The 18,083-nt window shown below is 67.0% G+C and carries 16 protein-coding genes and 1 pseudogene; 10 read left to right on the top strand and 7 right to left on the bottom strand.

Annotation, left to right across the window (positions count from 1 at the left end; all coding sequences use genetic code 11):
- Positions 1 to 401 precede the first annotated feature (401 nt).
- Together OG405_RS10275 and OG405_RS10270 are read left to right on the top strand one after the other, a co-directional pair.
- Positions 402 to 1,088 (top strand): biliverdin-producing heme oxygenase, encoded by a 687-nt coding sequence (locus OG405_RS10275; protein ID WP_327151389.1) that lies wholly within the window; start codon positions 402 to 404, stop codon positions 1,086 to 1,088.
- 68 nt (positions 1,089 to 1,156) lie between these two features.
- Positions 1,157 to 2,857 carry an FAD-binding dehydrogenase gene (locus tag OG405_RS10270; RefSeq protein WP_327151388.1) on the top strand — a complete coding sequence of 567 codons (1,701 nt, stop codon included), beginning with the start codon at positions 1,157 to 1,159 and terminating at the stop codon, positions 2,855 to 2,857.
- A 43-nt stretch (positions 2,858 to 2,900) separates the two neighbouring features.
- On the opposite strand, the gene OG405_RS10265 is transcribed toward OG405_RS10270, so the two are convergent.
- On the bottom strand, positions 2,901 to 3,722 hold the full coding sequence (locus tag OG405_RS10265; protein ID WP_327151387.1) for an IclR family transcriptional regulator: 822 nt from the start codon (positions 3,720 to 3,722) through the stop codon (positions 2,901 to 2,903).
- Positions 3,723 to 3,831: 109 nt separating this feature from the next.
- Here OG405_RS10265 and OG405_RS29160 point away from each other — a divergent pair, with 109 nt between their 5' ends.
- Complete coding sequence (locus OG405_RS29160; RefSeq protein ID WP_442790689.1) at positions 3,832 to 4,047, top strand: hypothetical protein; 216 nt, start codon at positions 3,832 to 3,834, stop codon at positions 4,045 to 4,047.
- Here the strand turns inward: OG405_RS29160 and OG405_RS10255 are convergent.
- Complete coding sequence (locus tag OG405_RS10255; RefSeq protein WP_327151386.1) at positions 4,017 to 4,481, bottom strand: thioredoxin family protein; 465 nt, start codon at positions 4,479 to 4,481, stop codon at positions 4,017 to 4,019. The two genes, OG405_RS29160 and OG405_RS10255, sit on opposite strands and share 31 nt — an antisense overlap.
- Positions 4,482 to 4,701: 220 nt before the next feature.
- On the opposite strand from OG405_RS10255, the gene OG405_RS10250 reads away from it, so the two are divergent.
- Positions 4,702 to 5,370 (top strand): PaaI family thioesterase, encoded by a 669-nt coding sequence (locus OG405_RS10250; protein WP_327151385.1) that lies wholly within the window; start codon positions 4,702 to 4,704, stop codon positions 5,368 to 5,370.
- Between the two features lie 106 nt (positions 5,371 to 5,476).
- Here the strand turns inward: OG405_RS10250 and OG405_RS10245 are convergent, their stop codons facing one another.
- Genes OG405_RS10245 through OG405_RS10235 form a run of 3 tightly spaced genes read right to left on the bottom strand, consistent with a single transcriptional unit; the run spans position 5,477 to position 8,602 of the window.
- On the bottom strand, positions 5,477 to 6,649 hold the full coding sequence (locus OG405_RS10245; protein ID WP_327151384.1) for a sulfotransferase family protein: 1,173 nt from the start codon (positions 6,647 to 6,649) through the stop codon (positions 5,477 to 5,479).
- 13 nt (positions 6,650 to 6,662) lie between these two features.
- Complete coding sequence (locus OG405_RS10240; RefSeq protein WP_327151383.1) at positions 6,663 to 7,439, bottom strand: SDR family oxidoreductase; 777 nt, start codon at positions 7,437 to 7,439, stop codon at positions 6,663 to 6,665.
- Complete coding sequence (locus OG405_RS10235) at positions 7,439 to 8,602, bottom strand: hypothetical protein (protein WP_327151382.1); 1,164 nt, start codon at positions 8,600 to 8,602, stop codon at positions 7,439 to 7,441. Before OG405_RS10235 ends, OG405_RS10240 begins: the two co-directional genes overlap by 1 nt.
- A gap of 81 nt (positions 8,603 to 8,683) precedes the next feature.
- Here OG405_RS10235 and OG405_RS10230 point away from each other — a divergent pair, with 81 nt between their 5' ends.
- Genes OG405_RS10230 through cysC form a run of 3 tightly spaced genes read left to right on the top strand, consistent with a single transcriptional unit; the run spans position 8,684 to position 12,397 of the window.
- On the top strand, positions 8,684 to 9,604 hold the full coding sequence (locus OG405_RS10230; RefSeq protein WP_327151381.1) for a helix-turn-helix domain-containing protein: 921 nt from the start codon (positions 8,684 to 8,686) through the stop codon (positions 9,602 to 9,604).
- 22 nt (positions 9,605 to 9,626) lie between these two features.
- Positions 9,627 to 10,559 (top strand): sulfate adenylyltransferase subunit CysD, encoded by a 933-nt coding sequence (cysD, locus tag OG405_RS10225; protein ID WP_327151380.1) that lies wholly within the window; start codon positions 9,627 to 9,629, stop codon positions 10,557 to 10,559.
- The gene (gene cysC, locus OG405_RS10220) at positions 10,559 to 12,397 is read left to right on the top strand and encodes an adenylyl-sulfate kinase (RefSeq protein ID WP_327151379.1); all 1,839 of its coding nucleotides are present in this window, start codon (positions 10,559 to 10,561) and stop codon (positions 12,395 to 12,397) included. The genes cysD and cysC overlap by 1 nt, the downstream gene beginning before the upstream one ends.
- A 79-nt stretch (positions 12,398 to 12,476) precedes the next feature.
- On the opposite strand, the gene OG405_RS10215 is transcribed toward cysC, so the two are convergent.
- Positions 12,477 to 13,181 (bottom strand): TetR family transcriptional regulator, encoded by a 705-nt coding sequence (locus tag OG405_RS10215; protein ID WP_327151378.1) that lies wholly within the window; start codon positions 13,179 to 13,181, stop codon positions 12,477 to 12,479.
- 77 nt (positions 13,182 to 13,258) lie between these two features.
- Here OG405_RS10215 and OG405_RS10210 point away from each other — a divergent pair, with 77 nt between their 5' ends.
- From OG405_RS10210 to OG405_RS10200, 3 genes and pseudogenes are all read left to right on the top strand, one after another.
- The gene (locus OG405_RS10210; RefSeq protein ID WP_327151377.1) at positions 13,259 to 14,149 is read left to right on the top strand and encodes an alpha/beta hydrolase; all 891 of its coding nucleotides are present in this window, start codon (positions 13,259 to 13,261) and stop codon (positions 14,147 to 14,149) included.
- Between the two features lie 179 nt (positions 14,150 to 14,328).
- Positions 14,329 to 16,125 (top strand): acyl-CoA dehydrogenase, encoded by a 1,797-nt coding sequence (locus OG405_RS10205; RefSeq protein ID WP_327151376.1) that lies wholly within the window; start codon positions 14,329 to 14,331, stop codon positions 16,123 to 16,125.
- Between the two features lie 68 nt (positions 16,126 to 16,193).
- Positions 16,194 to 16,292 (top strand): annotated as a pseudogene (locus tag OG405_RS10200) (mycothiol transferase); the annotation flags it as partial.
- 12 nt (positions 16,293 to 16,304) lie between these two features.
- Here OG405_RS10200 and OG405_RS10195 read toward each other — a convergent pair.
- Entirely contained in the window at positions 16,305 to 18,068 is a 1,764-nt protein-coding gene (locus OG405_RS10195; RefSeq protein ID WP_327151375.1) for a 2-isopropylmalate synthase, read from the bottom strand.
- Positions 18,069 to 18,083 lie beyond the last annotated feature (15 nt).

Below are 18,083 nucleotides of genomic sequence, written 5' to 3'. Positions count from 1 at the left end.
GGGACGCTGCCCCCGGCGACGCCCGCGGCTCTGCCCGCCGACATGCTGGAAATGCCGGCCCTGTCAGCGAACCCGCTGGGACTACCCGCCGAGCCCCCGGGTGTCATCGAGGACACCTCGCCCACCATGGCGATGCCGATCCTCGTTCCGGGCGCCCCCGGAGGGGCCGGTGTGGGCGATCCGGTGGGAGTAGGCGCGGCGGAGGCACGGCTCGCGCCGACCGAACCGCTACCCACCGCGCCGCGCCCGTAGGGCCGCTGACGGAGAAACCCTGACCGGGCGCCGGACCCGGTATCGTCGGGTTGTCTACCGCCCGGTCGCGCGGTGTGTCCTACACCGCGCGACCGGTGCACTCGGTTCGGGTGAAGTACCCGGACCGCATCCGCAGGAAGGTTCACTCGATGCCGGACACTTTCGAAACCACCGAGCCGGCCGTGTCCTCGTTCTCCACTCGCATCCGGGAAGCCACCGCGCGCGAGCACGAGGAAGCGGAGAACTCGACCTTCATCACCGAGATGCTGGACGGATCGCTCGGTATCGACTCCTATCGCCGCTACACCGGTCAACTCTGGTTCATCTATCGGGCGCTGGAGGCATACACCGAAGCGCTCGCCGCCGACCCGGTGGCGGGCCCGTTCATCACACCGGAACTGGCGCGTACCGCGGAACTGGAGCGGGATCTGGCGCATCTGGCCGGCCCCGGCTGGCGCGACGAACTGGCGCCGCTGCCCGCGACGGCCGCCTATGCCGCGCGGATCGAGGAATGCGCCCGGACCTGGCCGGGCGGCTATATCGCTCACCACTACACCCGCTATCTCGGCGACCTCTCCGGTGGCCAGGTGATCCGCGGCAATGCCGAAAAACTCTGGGACCTGCCTCATCGCGGTGACGGTGTGCGGTTCTATGTATTCGAGGGCATCGGTAATCCCGCCGCGTTCAAACGCGAGTACCGGGCGCTGCTCGACCGGATCGGCGTGGACGAGCTCGAGCAGCGCCGCATCCTCGACGAGGGCAAACAGGCCTTCGTGCTCAACCGTGCGGTGTTCACCGAACTGGCCGCCGAGTTCCCGACCCGGCGCCCTTCCTGATCATCGATCGGGCGTCCTGGTCGTCTGATACATTCCGGCCCGTAGCCACCGTGAGCGAAGGGTGAACCGTGTCCGAAACCTCTCCCGCAGGCCCGGTACCGGCCGACGAGAACCCCGTGATCGTCGTCGGGGCCGGGCTGGCCGGCCTCGTCGCCACTTATGAGCTGACCAAGGCCGGACACCGGGTACTCGTACTCGATCAGGAGAACCGCAACAACCTCGGCGGGCAGGCGTTCTGGTCACTGGGCGGGCTGTTCTTCGTCGACAGCCCCGAGCAGCGGCGTCTCGGTATCAAGGATTCCTACGAACTGGCCCTGCAGGACTGGCTGGGTTCGGCCGGATTCGATCGCGACGACGAGGACCACTGGGCCAGGCAGTGGGCCGAAGCCTACGTCCGGTTCGCCGCCACCGAAAAGCGCGACTATCTCTACGACCTCGGTCTGCGAGTGACCCCGCTCGTCGGCTGGGCCGAACGCGGCGGTGCCCTCGCCGATGGTCACGGGAATTCGGTGCCGCGTTTCCATATCTCCTGGGGCACCGGCCCGGGTGTGCTCGAGGTGTTCCTGAACCCTGTTCTCGACGCCGAGCGCAAAGGCCTGGTGCGGTTCGCGTTCCGCCATCGGGTCGACGAACTGATCGTCCACGACGGCGCGGTCACCGGGGTGCGCGGGAGCGTGCTCGAGCCGACCGAACTCGCCCGCGGTGTGGCCACCTCGCGCACCGTGGTGGACGATTTCGAGTTCCACGCGCAGGCGGTACTGGTCACCTCCGGCGGTATCGGCCACAACCACGACCTCATCCGGCAGAACTGGCCGGTGGATCGGCTCGGCCCGGCACCGCGCACCATGATCTCCGGCGTGCCCGCCCACGTGGACGGGCGGATGCTCGGCATCTCCGAATCGGCGGGCGCCGCCCTGGTCAATCGCGATCGTATGTGGCACTACACCGAGGGCATCAACAATTGGGATCCGATCTGGCCCGACCACGCCATCCGGATCATCCCCGGTCCGTCCTCACTGTGGTTCGACGCGAACGGCACCCGGCTCCCGGCGCCGTGCTTCCCCGGTTTCGATACGAATTCGACCATGAAGGCGATCCTGGCGACCGGGTACGACTATTCGTGGTTCGTACTGACCCAGTCGATCATCGAGAAGGAGTTCGCGCTCTCCGGGTCGGAGCAGAACCCTGATATCACCAGCAAGGACCGTCTCACCACCGTGCGCAGCCGGTTCACCAAAGGCGCGCCGCAGCCGGTGGAGGCATTCAAGGAGCACGGCGTCGATTTCGTGGTGGCCGATACGCTGCGCGAACTGGTCGACGGGATGAACGCACTCGTCCGCGGGCCGCAACTGGACTATGCCGCGTTGGAGAAGCAGATCGTGGCCCGTGACCGCGAGATCGTCAACAAGTTCAGTAAGGACGCGCAGGTGACGGCGATCCACAACGCGCGCACCTTCTTCGGGGACCGGACCGCACGGGTCGCCAAACCGCATCGGATTCTCGATCCGGCCGCCGGGCCGCTCATCGCCGTCCGGCTCAATATCCTGACCCGCAAAACCCTCGGCGGGTTGCAGACCGATCTCCACTCGCGGGTGATGCGCCCCGACGGCACTCCGCTGCCCGGGCTCTACGCCGCCGGTGAGGTCGCTGGATTCGGTGGCGGCGGTGTCCACGGGTACAACGCCCTCGAGGGCACGTTCCTGGGCGGCTGTATATTCTCCGGCCGGGCCGCCGGGCGCACGCTGGCCAGATCGCTCGACCACGGCTGATCCACGGAGCCGGGAACCGGAGACCGGTTGTCCCCGGCCTCGATCAGTCCTGGGAGAGCAGGCGACCGGCCTCGGCGGCCAGCGCCGCCAGTTGCCGGGCCTGACGGCCGGTATCGATCGCCGGGCGACCGGACCCGATCCGGGTGGACAACGAAAGCGCCGCCACCGTGACACCCCGGCGACGCACCGGGACAGCCACACAGCCGATACCGGCGACCGCTTCCTCGTTGTCGACGGCGATACCCTGTCGGCTGCGGATACGCGCCAACTCCCGGTGCAGTTCCATCCGATCAGCGATGGTACGCGGAGTCAGCCGGGGAAGTTGTTCACGTAGTGATGTTTCCACCACGCCGGGGTCCAGGCTCGCGAGCAGTGCTTTGCCCAGCGCGGTACTGTGCGCCGGGAGCCTGCCACCGATCCGGGTCGGCACCGCCGCGCTCGCCCGGCCACCGGTCTTGTCCAGGTAGACCACATCGCGGCCGTCCAGCACTCCCAGATGACCGACCGATAGGGTGCGCTGGCACAGCTCGTGCAGCAATGGGCCGATCACGGCACGCAGTTCGTTATGGCCCGCGGCCAGTCCGCCCAGCTCCAAGGTGCGCAGACCCAGCCGATAGCCGCCCGGATAGTGGGCCAGCCAGCGCAACCTGATCATCTGGTCCAGAATGCGGTGGACGGTGGACCGCGGCAATCCGGTGCGTTCCACCAGATCCTGCAGCGTGAGAACCGGCGTCGCCGGCTCGAACGCGTCCAGGATCAATGTCATCCGCTCGATCATCGAAACCGGTGGCGCGGGCCGGGCCGGGGATTGCGTAACTCGCCACGACCCGCCCGGCTCCGGGTCGGCCAGCACCTCGACCGTCAAAACTTACCTCCATCGTGCAGCCCGGCCAGCATATGCGCAGCGCACCGATGGGTATCGACGATGCCCCTTTCGGTACCTGTGCAAACCGTCACAGGACCCTCAGCTCGGCATGAAGGATGCGTTGAAGACACTGCACAACCACTTTCCGTCGACCGATCGGAGTCAGCAACTTCAGCGCGACGGGCCGCGGCAGATCACGGTCGCGCGCGAGGTAGACCTCGCCCATTCCGCCGGCGCCCAGCAGACGGTCGATGTGGTAACCGGCGAAGATCTGTCCCGATTCGAGTCCGTTCTTCACGCGCTGCGCAGTCCGGGCCATCCGTAGGCCTGGAGTCCGGGGGCGGGCCCGGCCCGGCCGACCGTGGGCTGGTGCTGCTGCGCTCCGGGTACCGCGGCCGTGGGCTGTTGGAGTCCGTGTTCGCGCCGGAACTCCCCGATATCCATCCAGCGGACCTGCTGGACGAGTTCCTCGAGTTGATCACCGGGCAGGAACCCGGACTTCGAGTACACCAGTGTCCCCTCGCGGAAGGCCATGAGCCACGGGTACCGGTCCACCTGTCCGGCGGCCGCGAGCGCGGGTTCGGCCTCCGCCTCCACGGTGGCGTGCACGATATCGCGGTGGAGTTCTGCGGACTCCTCGAACACCGGCGCGAAACGGGTGCACCAACCGCACCAGGTCGCCCAGAAGTCCACCAGCACTATGTGATTGGTGGCCACCACCGTCTGGAAGTTCTGCTGGGTCAGTGGTGTCGTCGGCATGGTCGTCCTCCCGCGGCCCGACCAGGACCGCCCCGCGTGCGTATTCACCCCGTCCGGAATTCTCACACGAACGGGCATCGGCCGCCGGGGAAAAGCGCGCTCCCGACCGGCGATATCCGGCAGCCTACGCGCCGGGGGCCCTCGCGAGCAGCCCGGTCGCGTACCCCGGGCCACAGCCCCGGCCACCGCCCGCCCGCAGCTGGGACGATAACGTGTTCTCATGAGCGAAGACGAGGCCGGGAACATCCTCCCCGACGTCGAACATCACGAGGGCGGATTCCGGCCGATGTCGGAGTTGATGGACGCGGTCCGCACCGTCGACACCACCCGCGGCGGGCCGCACTACGGCGATTTCGTGGAACAGGTGCGCACGCTCATGGACCACGCCCGGCTGGCGGTGCCGCCGGACGACCTGGTGCAGGAGGCGGCCGGCATCCTGGAGAAGCTCAACGACCGGCTGGCGGCCCATATCGGCGAGGAATGGGACGCACCGGGCTGGACCCGTTTCGATCTGCCCTCACGTGGCAATGTCACACTGCCGCCGTACCGGGTGGATCGGGTGGATCGCGACGGCGTGGACGCCCGGATCACCTACCGGACCTTCCACCTCGGCGGAAACGCCGCCACCCACGGCGGCTACATCTCGCTCGGTTTCGACGATTTGATGGGGCTGGCGGGAGCGGCGCATTCCGGCTCGGTCACCCGGACGGCCTCGCTCACGGTGGACTACCGGTCGATCACACCGTTGAACAAGGAACTCCGGCTACGCGCCTGGGCCGAACGCCAGGAAGGGCGCAAGGTATGGATCGAGGCCACCCTGCACGACGGGGACCGGCTCTGCGCCGAGGCCCACGGTCTGTTCATCGTCTTGAAGCCCGGCCAGCCCTGAGGGCGGCAGCCGCATATTCGCGACCGCAGCGCATGTCGGGCGCGCACGCGCCGAGCACGGGTGGGGCCGGAGCAATCCTTCTCGGCCCCGCCCGGGCAGCCGACGATCAGTTCCGGCTACCGCCCGGGTAGTGCTCGTCGAGATAGGGCGCGAACGCGGCGTCCACCTCGTCCGGGTCCAGCCCGAAATCGGCCAGCGAATACTTGTGTGCGGGCCTTGCGGCACCCGAGGTGGACTCACCGTGCAGCGCGGTCAGCTGCGTCCGCGCCGCCTCGGTGAATTCGATCCCGAACTGCGTGTAGATCTTCTCGACGGTGCCGATCGGGTCGGTCACAAAATCCTCGTAGTACACATCGCAGAACTGCGCCGCCGGGTGCTTCTTCCGGTCTTTCAGGAACTTTTTCGCTCCCCGTGACCACAGTTCGAGTTGCGCGGCACCCACCACCGGCCCGCGGAACTTCGCCGACCAGCCGGCGGTCGCCTGCTCGTTCAGACTGCACACCGAGGCGACAATGGTGCGCGGTACCCGGTGCATCTGGATCACCAGTGCGTCCGGATAGACGGCGAGCAGCGCGTCCAGCGCGAACAGATGGCTCGGATTCTTCAGCACCCACCGGCGGCCCGGATCGTTGGAACCGATCAGTTGCAGGTTCCGCCGATGCCGTTCGTAGGCGGGCGTCCAGTCCTGATCCCGCAGCCATTCGGAGTAGCGGGGCAGATAACCCAGGCATTCGTAGGAGATCGACATCGCGGACTGCCGCAGCAGTTGCCAGCACTCCTCCACCTGGTCGGCGGAGATATGGTGCACGCCCATGAATTCGGGATGCTCCACATGATGCTTCTCGTACCCGGCCTGCAACTGCTGGAATACCGGGTTCTGCTCCCAGGTTCCGCGCGGCGGGCGGGGCTGCGGCATCTCGGTCAGCCACATCTCCAGACCTTGGTGCCCCGGGTCGGCGGTGAGCAGTCGGTGAACGGCCGTGGTTCCCGACCGCGGTAGCCCGGTTACGAAGATCGGGCGTTCGACACCGATCTCGGCGTGCTGCGGATACTGTTTCCAACCGGCCTCGCTCAGGGCCCGGGCGATCAGGGCTCCGCGCAGCAGCGCGCGTGTGACCTTGTTGCCGAACGGGGTGAGCTCGGCATCGTTCTCATAGGACGCCAGCAACACCGACAGTCCGGCGCGGTAGCCGTCGTCGCCGAAATCGTCGAGGCCGATCACCTTGGTGGCGGAAGCGTGCAGATCGTCGATGGTGCCGACGTCTTCCCTGCCGATCATTTCTCGTTACTCCTCAGTGGTGGAATTCGCCGCAGTTCACATCGAGACAGGTTCCGGTGATAGCCCGAGACATCTCGGAAGCGAAGAAGACAACGGCATCGGCGATCTCATCGGGTTCGGGCAGACGCCGCAGATCGATATCGGCGGCGGTTTCGGTGTAGATATCGTCGGCGCTCACCCCGCGCTCTTTCGCCAGATAGTCGAAATACCATTTCAAGGTGTCGGCCCAGATCCAGCCGGGCGCCACGGAATTGACCCGGATACCGCGCGGACCCAGTTCGGTGGCCAAGCTCTGCGCGAGCGCGAGCAGGGTGGTCTTGGCCATTTTGTAGGGACCGTAGGGTTGCCGGGAATGCCGCAGTACCGCCGAGTTGATCATCACCACCGATCCTTTGCTCTCGGCGAGGGCGGGGGCGAACAACCGGGTCAACCGCAGCGCGGCGAACACATTGGTTTCCAGGTTGGTTCGTAGATCGTCGAGGGCCACGTCGGCGAGGTCGACCATCGGGGGCATGGCGAAAGCGTTGTTCACCAGCGCATCGACCCGGCCGAATTCGGTGTGGGCGGCGGTGACGAGATTCTGCGCGGCGTCGTCGTCGGTGATATCGGTGGGTACCACCAGGGCACGCCGGCCGAGTTCCTCGACCTGGGCGGCGACCTTGCGCAATCGCTTCTCGGTACGGGAGGCCAGCACCACATCGGCGCCGGCCCGCGCACTCCGCACCGCGATCGCCTGCCCCAGGCCCGGGCCGATCCCCGAGACCACGACGACCTTGTCCTGCAACAGCATCAGCCGAGCATCCTCTCCGCCACCGCGGCCTGGCGACCGGCGATTCGCGCCTTCCAGTCCTGCGAACCGATCCGCGACTCCTTGTAGAACGGCAGCCGGTCCGGCAGTGCGTCGAAGGACACCAGTTCCACCACCGGTCCGTCCTCGGGTGTCATCTCGCGGGCCAGCCGCTGCCAGCGGAACTGCAGATAGGCGCGATCGTGGCCGGTGCGTTCGATCCAGTTGATCAGGCCGGGATCGCGTTCACTGACGACCAGCCGGATCATGCCGTCCGGATCGACGTTCGCCTGATCGGCATTGAGGCTGGTCTGGTGGTTGATGTAGTCCAGCGACAGGTACCACATGCTGCCGAGCTGAAAGCCCTGGTAGGGCGCGTCGGATTTCGGCACGGTCAGGATCATCACCTGGTCGTCGGTGAGGTCGTAGTGGCCGACCGAGGAGAACTGGGTGGACAGCCCACCGGGGGTACGCCGCGGTTCGGTCATCGTGTTGACCGGCAGGTTCAGATAGAACCATTCCGGGAAAGCGAGAAAGGTCTTCAGCCGCGACACCAGCATCTTGCCCGCGACCTCGTAGCGTTTGGCCATCAGAGCCGAGGTGATCGCGGGCGGGGCAGAACCCACGGTATCGACCCGGGAGATCCGGACGGTGCCGGCTTTCTCGTTCGCCCAGTCGCCGAAGACTTCGCGTACCGCGAGCATGGTCGAATCGGCGGCGAGCTGGATATGGTTGCGGCCGCCCCGGCCGGGGCCCAGGGTCAATTCGTAGCTGCCGTCGGCGGCGATATCGATGGAGCGGTCGTCGAAGGCGGTTTCCCCGCCGGGGACCTCGGTCGGCGAATAGTTGCCGTTGAGTACCTGGAAGCTCAGGTCCCGGGTGGTGCCGCGAGTTCCGGTGACCACGTATTCGGCGTCGGGCCGCAGATTGGCGTGCCAGTAGAGGGTGTCCGGGTTGTCGAGGCCCATTTTGGTGTAGGGCCCGGTGGACTGGACGAAGAACGGGAAGTCCCGTTCGAAGGCCCAGGACATCTGGATGGCGGCGCGGATACTGCCCGCGAGGTAGTCGTAGCCCTCGGCGAGATCCTGTTCGGTGCGGATATGCGGGGCACTCTCGATGATTTCCTCGGCGGCGGCGATCGATTCCGCGAACGGCTGGGTCAGCACGATACTCCCGGTGTTCCATATATGTACCGCCCTGGTACATTGCGATACCGAGAAGATTAGAACCTGTTCTAGGAGCGGTCAATGTCAGCAGGAATATCCGAGGTTCGGGAGGTCGGCCGGCGCTCCGCTCCCACGCAGCGTGTCGTCCAGGTGCTCGATTACGTCGTCGCCCGGCGGGGCAGCCATACCGGACTGTCCGAAATGGCCCGCGACCTGCGCCTCGCCAAACCCACCTGCCTGGGCATTCTCACCGAGCTCACCGCGGCCGGCTACCTGACCCGCGATCCGCGCACCCGCGAATACGGTCCCGGCCCGGCCCTCATCGCCGCCGGCCGCGTCGCCCAGGAGAGTTTCTCCATCGCGGCGCTCGCCCATCCCGAGCTGGAACGATTGAGCGCGGCCTACGGCACCACCTGCACCGCCTCGGCCGTCGTCGGCGAGCGGATCAGTGTCCTGGACAGCGCCGGACCGGCAATGGTGCAGGTCGGGGCGACTTATCGATTCGCGCCGCCGGTCGGTCTCATGTATGTGCTCTGGGATACCGAGGCCGCCTTCGACGCCTGGTTGAACACCACCCCCACCGTCCCGCTACGCCAGGACGAGACCCTGCTGCGCCGGATAGTGGCCGAATGCCGGGACCGCGGGTACCTGGTTGAGAGCATGACCGGCGCGGGCAGGCAGCTGTACTCGCTCCTGGCCGGGGTAGCCGGGCACGACCTGCCCGACCAGCTGCGCACCGCCGTCGCCGAACTGGTCACCACCCTCGGCGAACGCGTCTACCTGGGCTCCGACCTGCGGCCCCGTAAAGAGCATCCGGTGAGCCTGCTCGCGGCTCCGACTTACGACGCCGACGGTCGACAGCAACTGGTGCTCACCATGTACGTCGGCAAGCCGATCACCGGGGCCGAGATCGCCCGCCGGGGCACGGCGCTGATGGCCGCCGCCGACGCGATTACCGCCGCCGCGAGCGGCCGCCCGCCGAAGGCCGTTGACCTAGCATAGAAACGTGTTCTAGTTTTTAGGCGTGAGCCAGAACACGAAGTCGGCGGCGAGTACGTACGAGCTCTCGCATCAGGCCGCACTCGAGGCCGAATCCGTCCATATCCTCCGGGAGGTGGCCGCAACCTTCGAACGTCCGGTCCTGCTGTTCTCCGGCGGCAAGGACTCCGTGGTGATGCTGCATCTGGCCACCAAGGCGTTCTGGCCGGCCCCGGTCCCGTTCCCGATCCTGCACATCGACACCGGGCACAATTTCGACGAGGTGATCGACTATCGCGACGCGGCCGTCACGAAATACGGATTACGCCTGCTCGTCGGCCGAGTCCAGAAGGATATCGACGCCGGTCGCGTCACCGAGGACACCGGCCCACGGGCCAGCCGCAACCGGTTGCAGACCGCAACCCTGCTGCGCACGCTACGCGAGGGCCGGTTCGACGCGGTCTTCGGTGGCGCCCGGCGCGACGAAGAGAAGGCGCGCGCCAAGGAGCGGGTCTTCAGTTTCCGCGACGAGTTCGGCCAGTGGGACCCCCGTCGGCAGCGCCCGGAACTGTGGAACCTCTACAACGGCAAACATCGTCCCGGCGAACATATCCGAGTCTTCCCGCTGTCCAACTGGACCGAGCTCGATATCTGGACCTATATCGCGAGCGAAGGCATCGAACTGCCACCGCTGTACTACGCGCACCGCCGCCCGGTGGTGCAGCGCGACGGCATGCTGCTCGCGCACACCAGGTTCCTGACCCTGCTCGACGGCGAGGAACCGCACGAGGCCCTGGTGCGGTTCCGCACCGTGGGCGATGCCACCTGCACCGGCTGTGTGGAATCCACCGCCGCCACCCCCGCCGAGGTCGTCGAGGAGGTCGCGACCGCGCGGGTCACCGAGCGCGGCGCGACCCGCGCCGACGACCGGATCTCCGAGGCCGGGATGGAAGACCGTAAACGAGAGGGCTACTTCTGATGAGCACCCTGCTGCGCCTGGCCACCGCGGGCAGCGTCGACGACGGTAAGTCCACGCTGATCGGACGGCTCCTCTTCGATTCCAAAACCCTGTTCACCGATCAACTCGATGCGGTAGAACGCACCAGCCGCGACCGCGGTGACGACTATCCCGATCTCGCCCTGCTCACCGACGGCCTACGCGCCGAGCGCGAACAGGGCATCACGATCGATGTCGCGCACCGCTACTTCGCGACACCCCGGCGCAAATTCATCATCGCCGACACCCCGGGGCATGTGCAGTACACCCGCAATATGGTGACCGGCGCCTCGACCGCGGACCTCGCGCTCATCCTGGTCGACGCCCGGTACGGGGTGGTCGAGCAGACCCGGCGGCACGCGTTCCTGGCCTCGCTGCTGGGAATCCCGCACCTGGTGCTGTGCGTCAACAAAATGGATCTGGTGGACTACTCGGCGCAGCGATTCGCCGAGATCCGGGAGGAATTCGCCGGTTTCGCGTCCCGGCTGCAGATCGCGGACCTCACCTTCATCCCGATGTCGGCGCTGCACGGCGACAATATCGTGCACCGCAGCGCCGGCATGGACTGGTACGAGGGCACTCCGCTGCTGCACCACCTCGAAGAGGTGCATATCGCCTCGGACCGCAACCTCATCGACGCCCGGCTGCCCGTGCAGTACGTGATCCGCAGTCACACCCCGGATTTTCGCGGGTACGCGGGCACCGTCGCCAGCGGTGTCTGGTCTCCCGGCGACGAGATCACGATACTTCCCTCGGGCCTCACCACCACGGTCACCGGAATCTGGGGGCCGGGCGGAGTTCCGCTCGAACAGGCATTCCCGCCGCAGGCGGTCACGGTCGGACTGGCCGATCAGCTCGATATCGGCCGCGGCGATATGCTCTGCCGTCCCGCCAACCGTCCACACGTCAGCCGGGACCTCGACACCATGGTGTGCTGGTTCAGCGACGAGGCCGAGATGCGCCCCGGCGCGTCGTATACGGTCCGCCACACCACCCGCAGTGTTCCCGCCCAGATCCGCGCACTGGACTACCGGCTCGACGTGAACACACTGCACCGGGACGAGAACGCGACCGGGCTGTCGCTCAACGAGATCGGGCGGGTGCAGCTGCGGACCCGGCAGCCGTTGCAGTTCGACTCCTATCGACGCAACCGCACCACCGGCAGCTTCCTGCTGGTCGACGACATCACCGGCGATACCGTGGGCGCCGGGATGATCACCGGGCCCAGTCTGCCCTCGTCCCGCGTGGTCTGGCATGCCAGCGCGGTCGAACGCTCCGAGCGCGCGACCCGTGGGCTGACCGTCTGGCTCACCGGATTGTCGGGATCCGGGAAGTCTTCGGTGGCGGTGGAGCTCGAGCGGCGCCTGGTCGCGGCCGGACGGCCGGCGTTCCTGCTCGACGGCGACAATTTGCGCCACGGTCTCAATTCCGATCTGGGTTTCAGCGCGGCCGATCGCACCGAGAACATCCGCCGGGTGGGCGAGGTGGCCCGGTTGTTCGCCGAATCCGGGATGGTCGCCATTGTCTCTCTCATCAGCCCTTACCGGGCCGATCGCGAGCGGGCGCGGGTCACCCACGACAGTGCCGGAATATCCTTCCTAGAGGTCTTCGTGGACACGCCGCTCGAGGTGTGCGAAGCCCGGGATCCCAAGGGCCTCTATGCGAAAGCACGGGCCGGGGAGGTCCGGGGTTTCACCGGCATCGACGACCCCTACGAGGCGCCGGCCGCACCGGCGTTGGTGCTGCGCCCGGCGGACGGCGATCCGGCCGCGATGGCCGCCGCGATCCTGGCGCTTCTGGCGCGGGAGGAAAGCGCCTGATCTCCCGGGCTGCGGCCGACCCGGAAAGTACGGACGGCATGCGCGCGATTCCTCGTTATCTCATAATCAAATCTCATTACTATTTGTTTTTGAGATAGCGATACAGGGTCGCTCGGGACACTCCGAAGCGGGCAGCGATCTCGTCGGTATCGGCACCCGCGGCGTGCAGCGAACGCACGTGCTCGATCTGCGCGGCGGTGAGCTTCGCGGGTCGCCCTCCACCGCGCCCCCTGGCAGGCCCGCGTGGCCGCGATCCGGCCGGATCGCCCAGTAGCGCCCGCGCGCCGTCCAGGATCATCCGGCGGAGCCGATCGGCCGGTTCGTTGCGGAACAACACCACCGGATCGGCGAGGCCCGCCACCACCTGAGATGCGCGCACCCGCTGCTCGATCCCGGCCCCGGGGCCCGCAACGAGCTCGTTCGCCAACGCGATCGCCGCCCGGAAACGGTCGGCGACCGGCGCTTGCACCAACAGGGTCATATCCCTGACGAGCATCGTCAGGGTGTGCCGGTGCCGCAGGTGGACATCGACATAACCCTCGATCGCCCGCCAGCGCACATCCTCGGCCTCCGGCGCCGACTCGGCCGCGGCCAGCACAGCGTCGAGTTCGTCCAGCAGCGGCGACGTGAGCTGGTGCAGGATCGCGTCCTTGGAGTCGAAGTGGTAGTAGAGCGCGGCCTTGGTGATACCGACCTCGTCGGCGATCGCCTGCATCGAGGTGGCGCGGTAGCCGCGCGCGGCGAACAGGATCCGCGCCGCGTCCAGTATTCGCTCGAAAGTCATCTCACCACTTACCCTTGGTCAGTTTCTACGCTATATTGCCTACCACCAGTCAGTCTATTGCCGTAGGGATGATCCGCATGCGCACCAGAGTTTCGTTCGACGTCGGCGGTACCCGGTGCGTCGGGAATCTCTACCTGCCCAGCGGCACCGAGCCTCTACCGTGCGTCGTGCTCTGCCACGGATTCAGCGGAACGATGGATCGCCTGGTCGAATACGCCGAACGATTCGCCGAGGCGGGATTCGCCGCGCTGATTTTCGACTACCGCAGTTTCGGCGAAAGCGCGGGCGAGCCACGGCAGGTACCCGACCTCGCCGGTCAGCTCGGCGATATCCGCGCCGCCGTCGCGTTCACCCGGGCCCACGAGCGGATCGACGCGGACCGCACATTGCTGTGGGGTAACTCGCTGGGCGGGGCCCATATGATCGTCGCCGCGGCCGGTGACGCTCGTATCAGGGCCGTGGTGGCACAGATTCCGTTCAACGGGTTTCCGAAGCGAGTCGAGGACCGGAGTGCCCGCGACACCGTGAAGTTGCTGGGCGCTTGCTTGCGGGACCGGCTACGTGGTCTGGTGGGCCGGCCGCCCTATTACATACCGATGGTCGGGCAGCCGGGGGAACTCGCAGTAACCGCGACTTCCGAGGCCGACCGCCACATCCGGACACTCACCGGAGGCCGGGAAAGTCTATGGCGCAATGCCGTTGCCCCCCGGGCGCTACTGGCGATGATGCGTTATCGCCCGGCCGAGTCGGCCGCGCAACTGTCCTGCCCACTACTGGTCTGCGCCGCCGCCGACGATCGCGAGACGCCCGTGGCCACGACCCGCGAACTGGCCGACGCCGCACCGCACGGCGAGTTGCGGATCTATCCCGGTACACATTTCAGCTTCTACACCGACCCGGAACTCCGGGATGTCGTCGTAGCCGATCAGATCGAGTTCTACCGACAGGTGTCGGCCGGTAGCCGATAGCGGCACCGACCCACACCGAACTCGATACCCGGTCGCGCCGAACCGCGTGGGCATGTTCCCGGCGAACGGAGTTCACTACCCTCGAGCCCCTACGGCGGCGCCGGTGCGGCATGGATCCGTGGGTCGTCGCCTGCTCGGCATTTGATACTCTGACTATAACTTGTACCGAAAGGGTGGTTATGCGGTCTACACTGCTGTCCCGGCGCGACCTCGAGTTCCTGCTCTACGAATGGCTCGATGTCGAAGACCTCACCCGGCGGCCGCGTTTCTCCGACCACTCGCGCCAGACATTCGACGCGGTCCTCGAACTGAGCGAGCAGCTGGCCACCAAATACTTCGCCACCCACAACAAACTCAACGACGCCCACGAACCCACCTTCGACGGCGATACGGTCACCATCATCCCAGAGGTCCGCACGGCGCTTACCGCGTTCGCCGAGGCGGGCATGGTCGGGGCGACCATGGACACCGACCTCGGCGGCGCGCAGCTCCCGGCCGCGGTCGCCCAGGCTGCCTTCGCCTGGTTCCACGCCGCCAACCCCGGAACCAGCGCTTATCCGCTGCTCACCATCGGCAATGCCAATCTCCTCATCGCGCACGCCGCTGAAGAAGTGGTGCGGCGTTTCGTCCCGCCCATGCTGGAGGGCCGCTACTTCGGCACCATGTGCCTGTCCGAACCCCAGGCCGGTTCCTCGCTCGCCGATATCGTCACCCGCGCCGAACCGCGCGACGACGGCACCTACCGGGTCTTCGGCACCAAGATGTGGATCTCCGGTGGCGATCACGAACTCGGCGAGAACATCGTGCACCTGGTGCTCGCCAAGATCCCGGGCGGCCCGGCCGGCACCCGGGGTATCTCACTGTTCGTGGTACCCCGCTACCTGGTGGGCGAGGACGGGTCCCGCGGCGAACGCAACGATGTGGCGCTGGCCGGGCTCAATCACAAAATGGGTTTTCGCGGCACCGTCAACACGGTGCTCAATTTCGGCGAGGGCCGCTGGACACCGGAAGGCGAACCCGGCGCGATCGGCTACCTGGTCGGCGAACCACACCAGGGCCTGAAATATATGTTCCACATGATGAACGAGGCGCGCAGCGGAGTCGGGCTGGTCGCCGCCGCGCTCGGCTACACCGGCTACCTCGAATCGCTGGACTACGCCCGGGACCGTCCGCAGGGTCGCACCAAAGGCGCCGCCGACCCGACCTCTCCGCAGCGCCCGATCATCGAGCACGCCGACGTCAAAAGAATGCTGCTCGCGCAGAAGAGTTACGTCGAGGGCGGTCTCGCGCTGGTGCTGTACTGCGCCCGCCTGATCGACGAACAGCACACCGCCGAATCCGACGACGAACGCCGCGCGCTGACCCTGCTGCTGGACATCCTCACCCCGATCGCCAAGAGCTGGCCCTCTCAGTGGTGCCTGACCGCCAACGATCTCGCCATCCAGGTGCTCGGCGGCTACGGCTACACCCGCGAGTACAACGTCGAGCAGCACTACCGTGACAACCGGCTCAACCCGATCCACGAGGGCACCCACGGTATCCAGGGACTGGACCTGCTGGGCCGCAAGGTGACCCAGCAGTCGGGCGCGAGTCTGCGCGAACTCGATGCCCGGATCCGGGCGACACTGGCGGCCGCGCGAGAACTCGGCGATACGACCGCGGCTCTGGCCGATCGGCTGGACAAGTCCTGGACCCGGCTGGTCGCAGTCACCGGCGGCCTGTTCGCGGCCGGCGATATCGAGGTGGCTCTGGCGAACAGCTCGGTCTACCTGGAAGCCTTCGGCCACCATGTGGTGGCCTGGATCTGGCTGGCACAGGCGGTCGCCGCCGACGGCCACGATGGTGATTTCTACGAGGGCAAACGGCATGCCGCCCGCTACTTCTTCCGCCACGAACTCCCCCGGACGGGACCACAACTCGATCTCCTCGCCGACCTCGACACCACCACTCTCGATATGCGCGAGACCTGGTTCTGAGAGCGGCGGCCGTCCGCTCCCGGGCGGAAAAGAAAGTAGCGCCCGCCGATACGGTGACCGTATGAGTCCTGCGCTGGGTGTACCTGCACCTCATCGAGGAATACGCCCGCCACAACGGCCATGCCGATCTGCTGCGCGAACGGATCGACGGCCGCACCGGCGATTGAGCCGGACTCCGGTCACGCGGGACAGCTACCGGCCGCCGCCCGGACCGCCGCGGCCACTCCGGCCGACTCCACCGATTCGCCACGCGCACACGACCATCCGCTCTCACCGGCGCGCCGGTATTCGAGGTAGGCGATCGCATGGTCGGCCACACGGTGACCGGCCAGTCCCAGAACCTCGATATCGCGCCCGGCCGCCGCGAGGGCCGACACCACCGCGTCCACCGGATCGGCGCCGTCGTGCTCGCTGCGGCGGGCCCGGCCGTCGACCACCAGCGCCACGGCGACGGCCGGGGCCGCCGCCGAGCCGGTCACCCGGATATCCTTCAGCACGACGTCCGGTGGTTCGGCCGCATCGATGTAGGCGGCGTCGAACAGAACGCGCAATTCGGCGGCGCTCACCTCACCACCGGTGCCGTCGACGTGCCTCTGGACCCGGCCGGCGAAATCGATCTGGAGCCGACGCGGCAGGTCCAGCCCGTGTTCGGTGGCCAGCAGATAGGCGATACCGCCTTTACCGGACTGGGAGTTGACCCGGACCACCGCATCGTAGCTGCGGCCGATATCGGCGGGATCGATGGGCAGATACGGTATCCGCCATTCGATCTCGCGTTCAGCCCGGCCGGTGGCGGCGGCGCGGGACCGATGCTCGGCGAAACCCTTTTTGATCGCATCCTGATGGGTACCGGAGAACGCAGTGTGCACCAGATCGCCTACGTAGGGATGCCGGGGATGGACCGGCAGCCGGGTGCAATACTCGACCGTCCGGCGGATCTCGTCGATATCGGAGAAATCGATCATCGGATCCACGCCCTGGGCGTGCAGATTCAGTGCGAGAGTGGCGATATCGACGTTCCCGGTGCGTTCGCCGTTGCCGAACACACAGCCCTCCACCCGTTGCGCACCGGCCAGCACCGCCAGTTCGGCACACGCGACACCGGTACCGCGGTCGTTGTGCGGATGTACCGACAGGATCACGCCGTCGCGCCGGGCGAGATTGCGGTGCATGTACTCGATCTGATCGGCGTACACATTGGGTGTCGCGATCTCCACCGTGGCCGGCAGATTCAGCGTCACCGGCCGCTGCGGCGTGGCCTGCCACAACTCGGTGACGCTGTCGCAGATCTCGAGCACATACCCGGGCTCGGTCTGGTTGAACACCTCCGGGGAGAACTGGAATCGCACCCGGGGCAGGTCCGTGGCGAATTCGAGTACATCGCGGGCACCGGCCAGGATCAGCTCACGGACGGCCGCGGCGTCCTTGCCCAGCACGGTGTCGCGCCACATGGGCGCGGTCGCGGTGTACAGGTGGATCACCACCTCGTTGTCCATCCCGCGTACCGAATCGACCGTGCGAGCGATCAGATCGCGCCGGGCGGGGGTGAACACCACCGGGGTCACATCCGCTGGGACCGAACCGGTATCGGCCAGCATCCGGACGAAGTCGAAATCCGCCTTGGACGCCGAGGGATAGCCGACTTCGATCTCTTTGTAGCCCATGGCGACGAGCATGGTGAAGAACCGCATCTTGCGGTCCGGGTCCATCGGCTCGGCCAGGGCCTGGTTGCCGTCACGCAGATCCACCGGAACCCACAGCGGTGCCCGGTCGATCCGGGCCTGCGGCCAATGACGTTCGGTGACGGGCACGTCCACCCGGTCGTGGATATCGCGATACCGGTGTGAGGGCAGCTGGGAATGCCGCTGCCGGTACCACCGCGGCGCGTCACCGGGGACCGGCCCGATGGGAGTATCGATGGTGGGATGGATCTGTGTGGTCATGGGGTTTCCCGGACT

This window comes from Nocardia sp. NBC_01329 (assembly GCF_035956715.1).
Classification (GTDB): domain Bacteria; phylum Actinomycetota; class Actinomycetes; order Mycobacteriales; family Mycobacteriaceae; genus Nocardia.
This window is presented reverse-complemented; position numbering and strand designations above follow the sequence as displayed.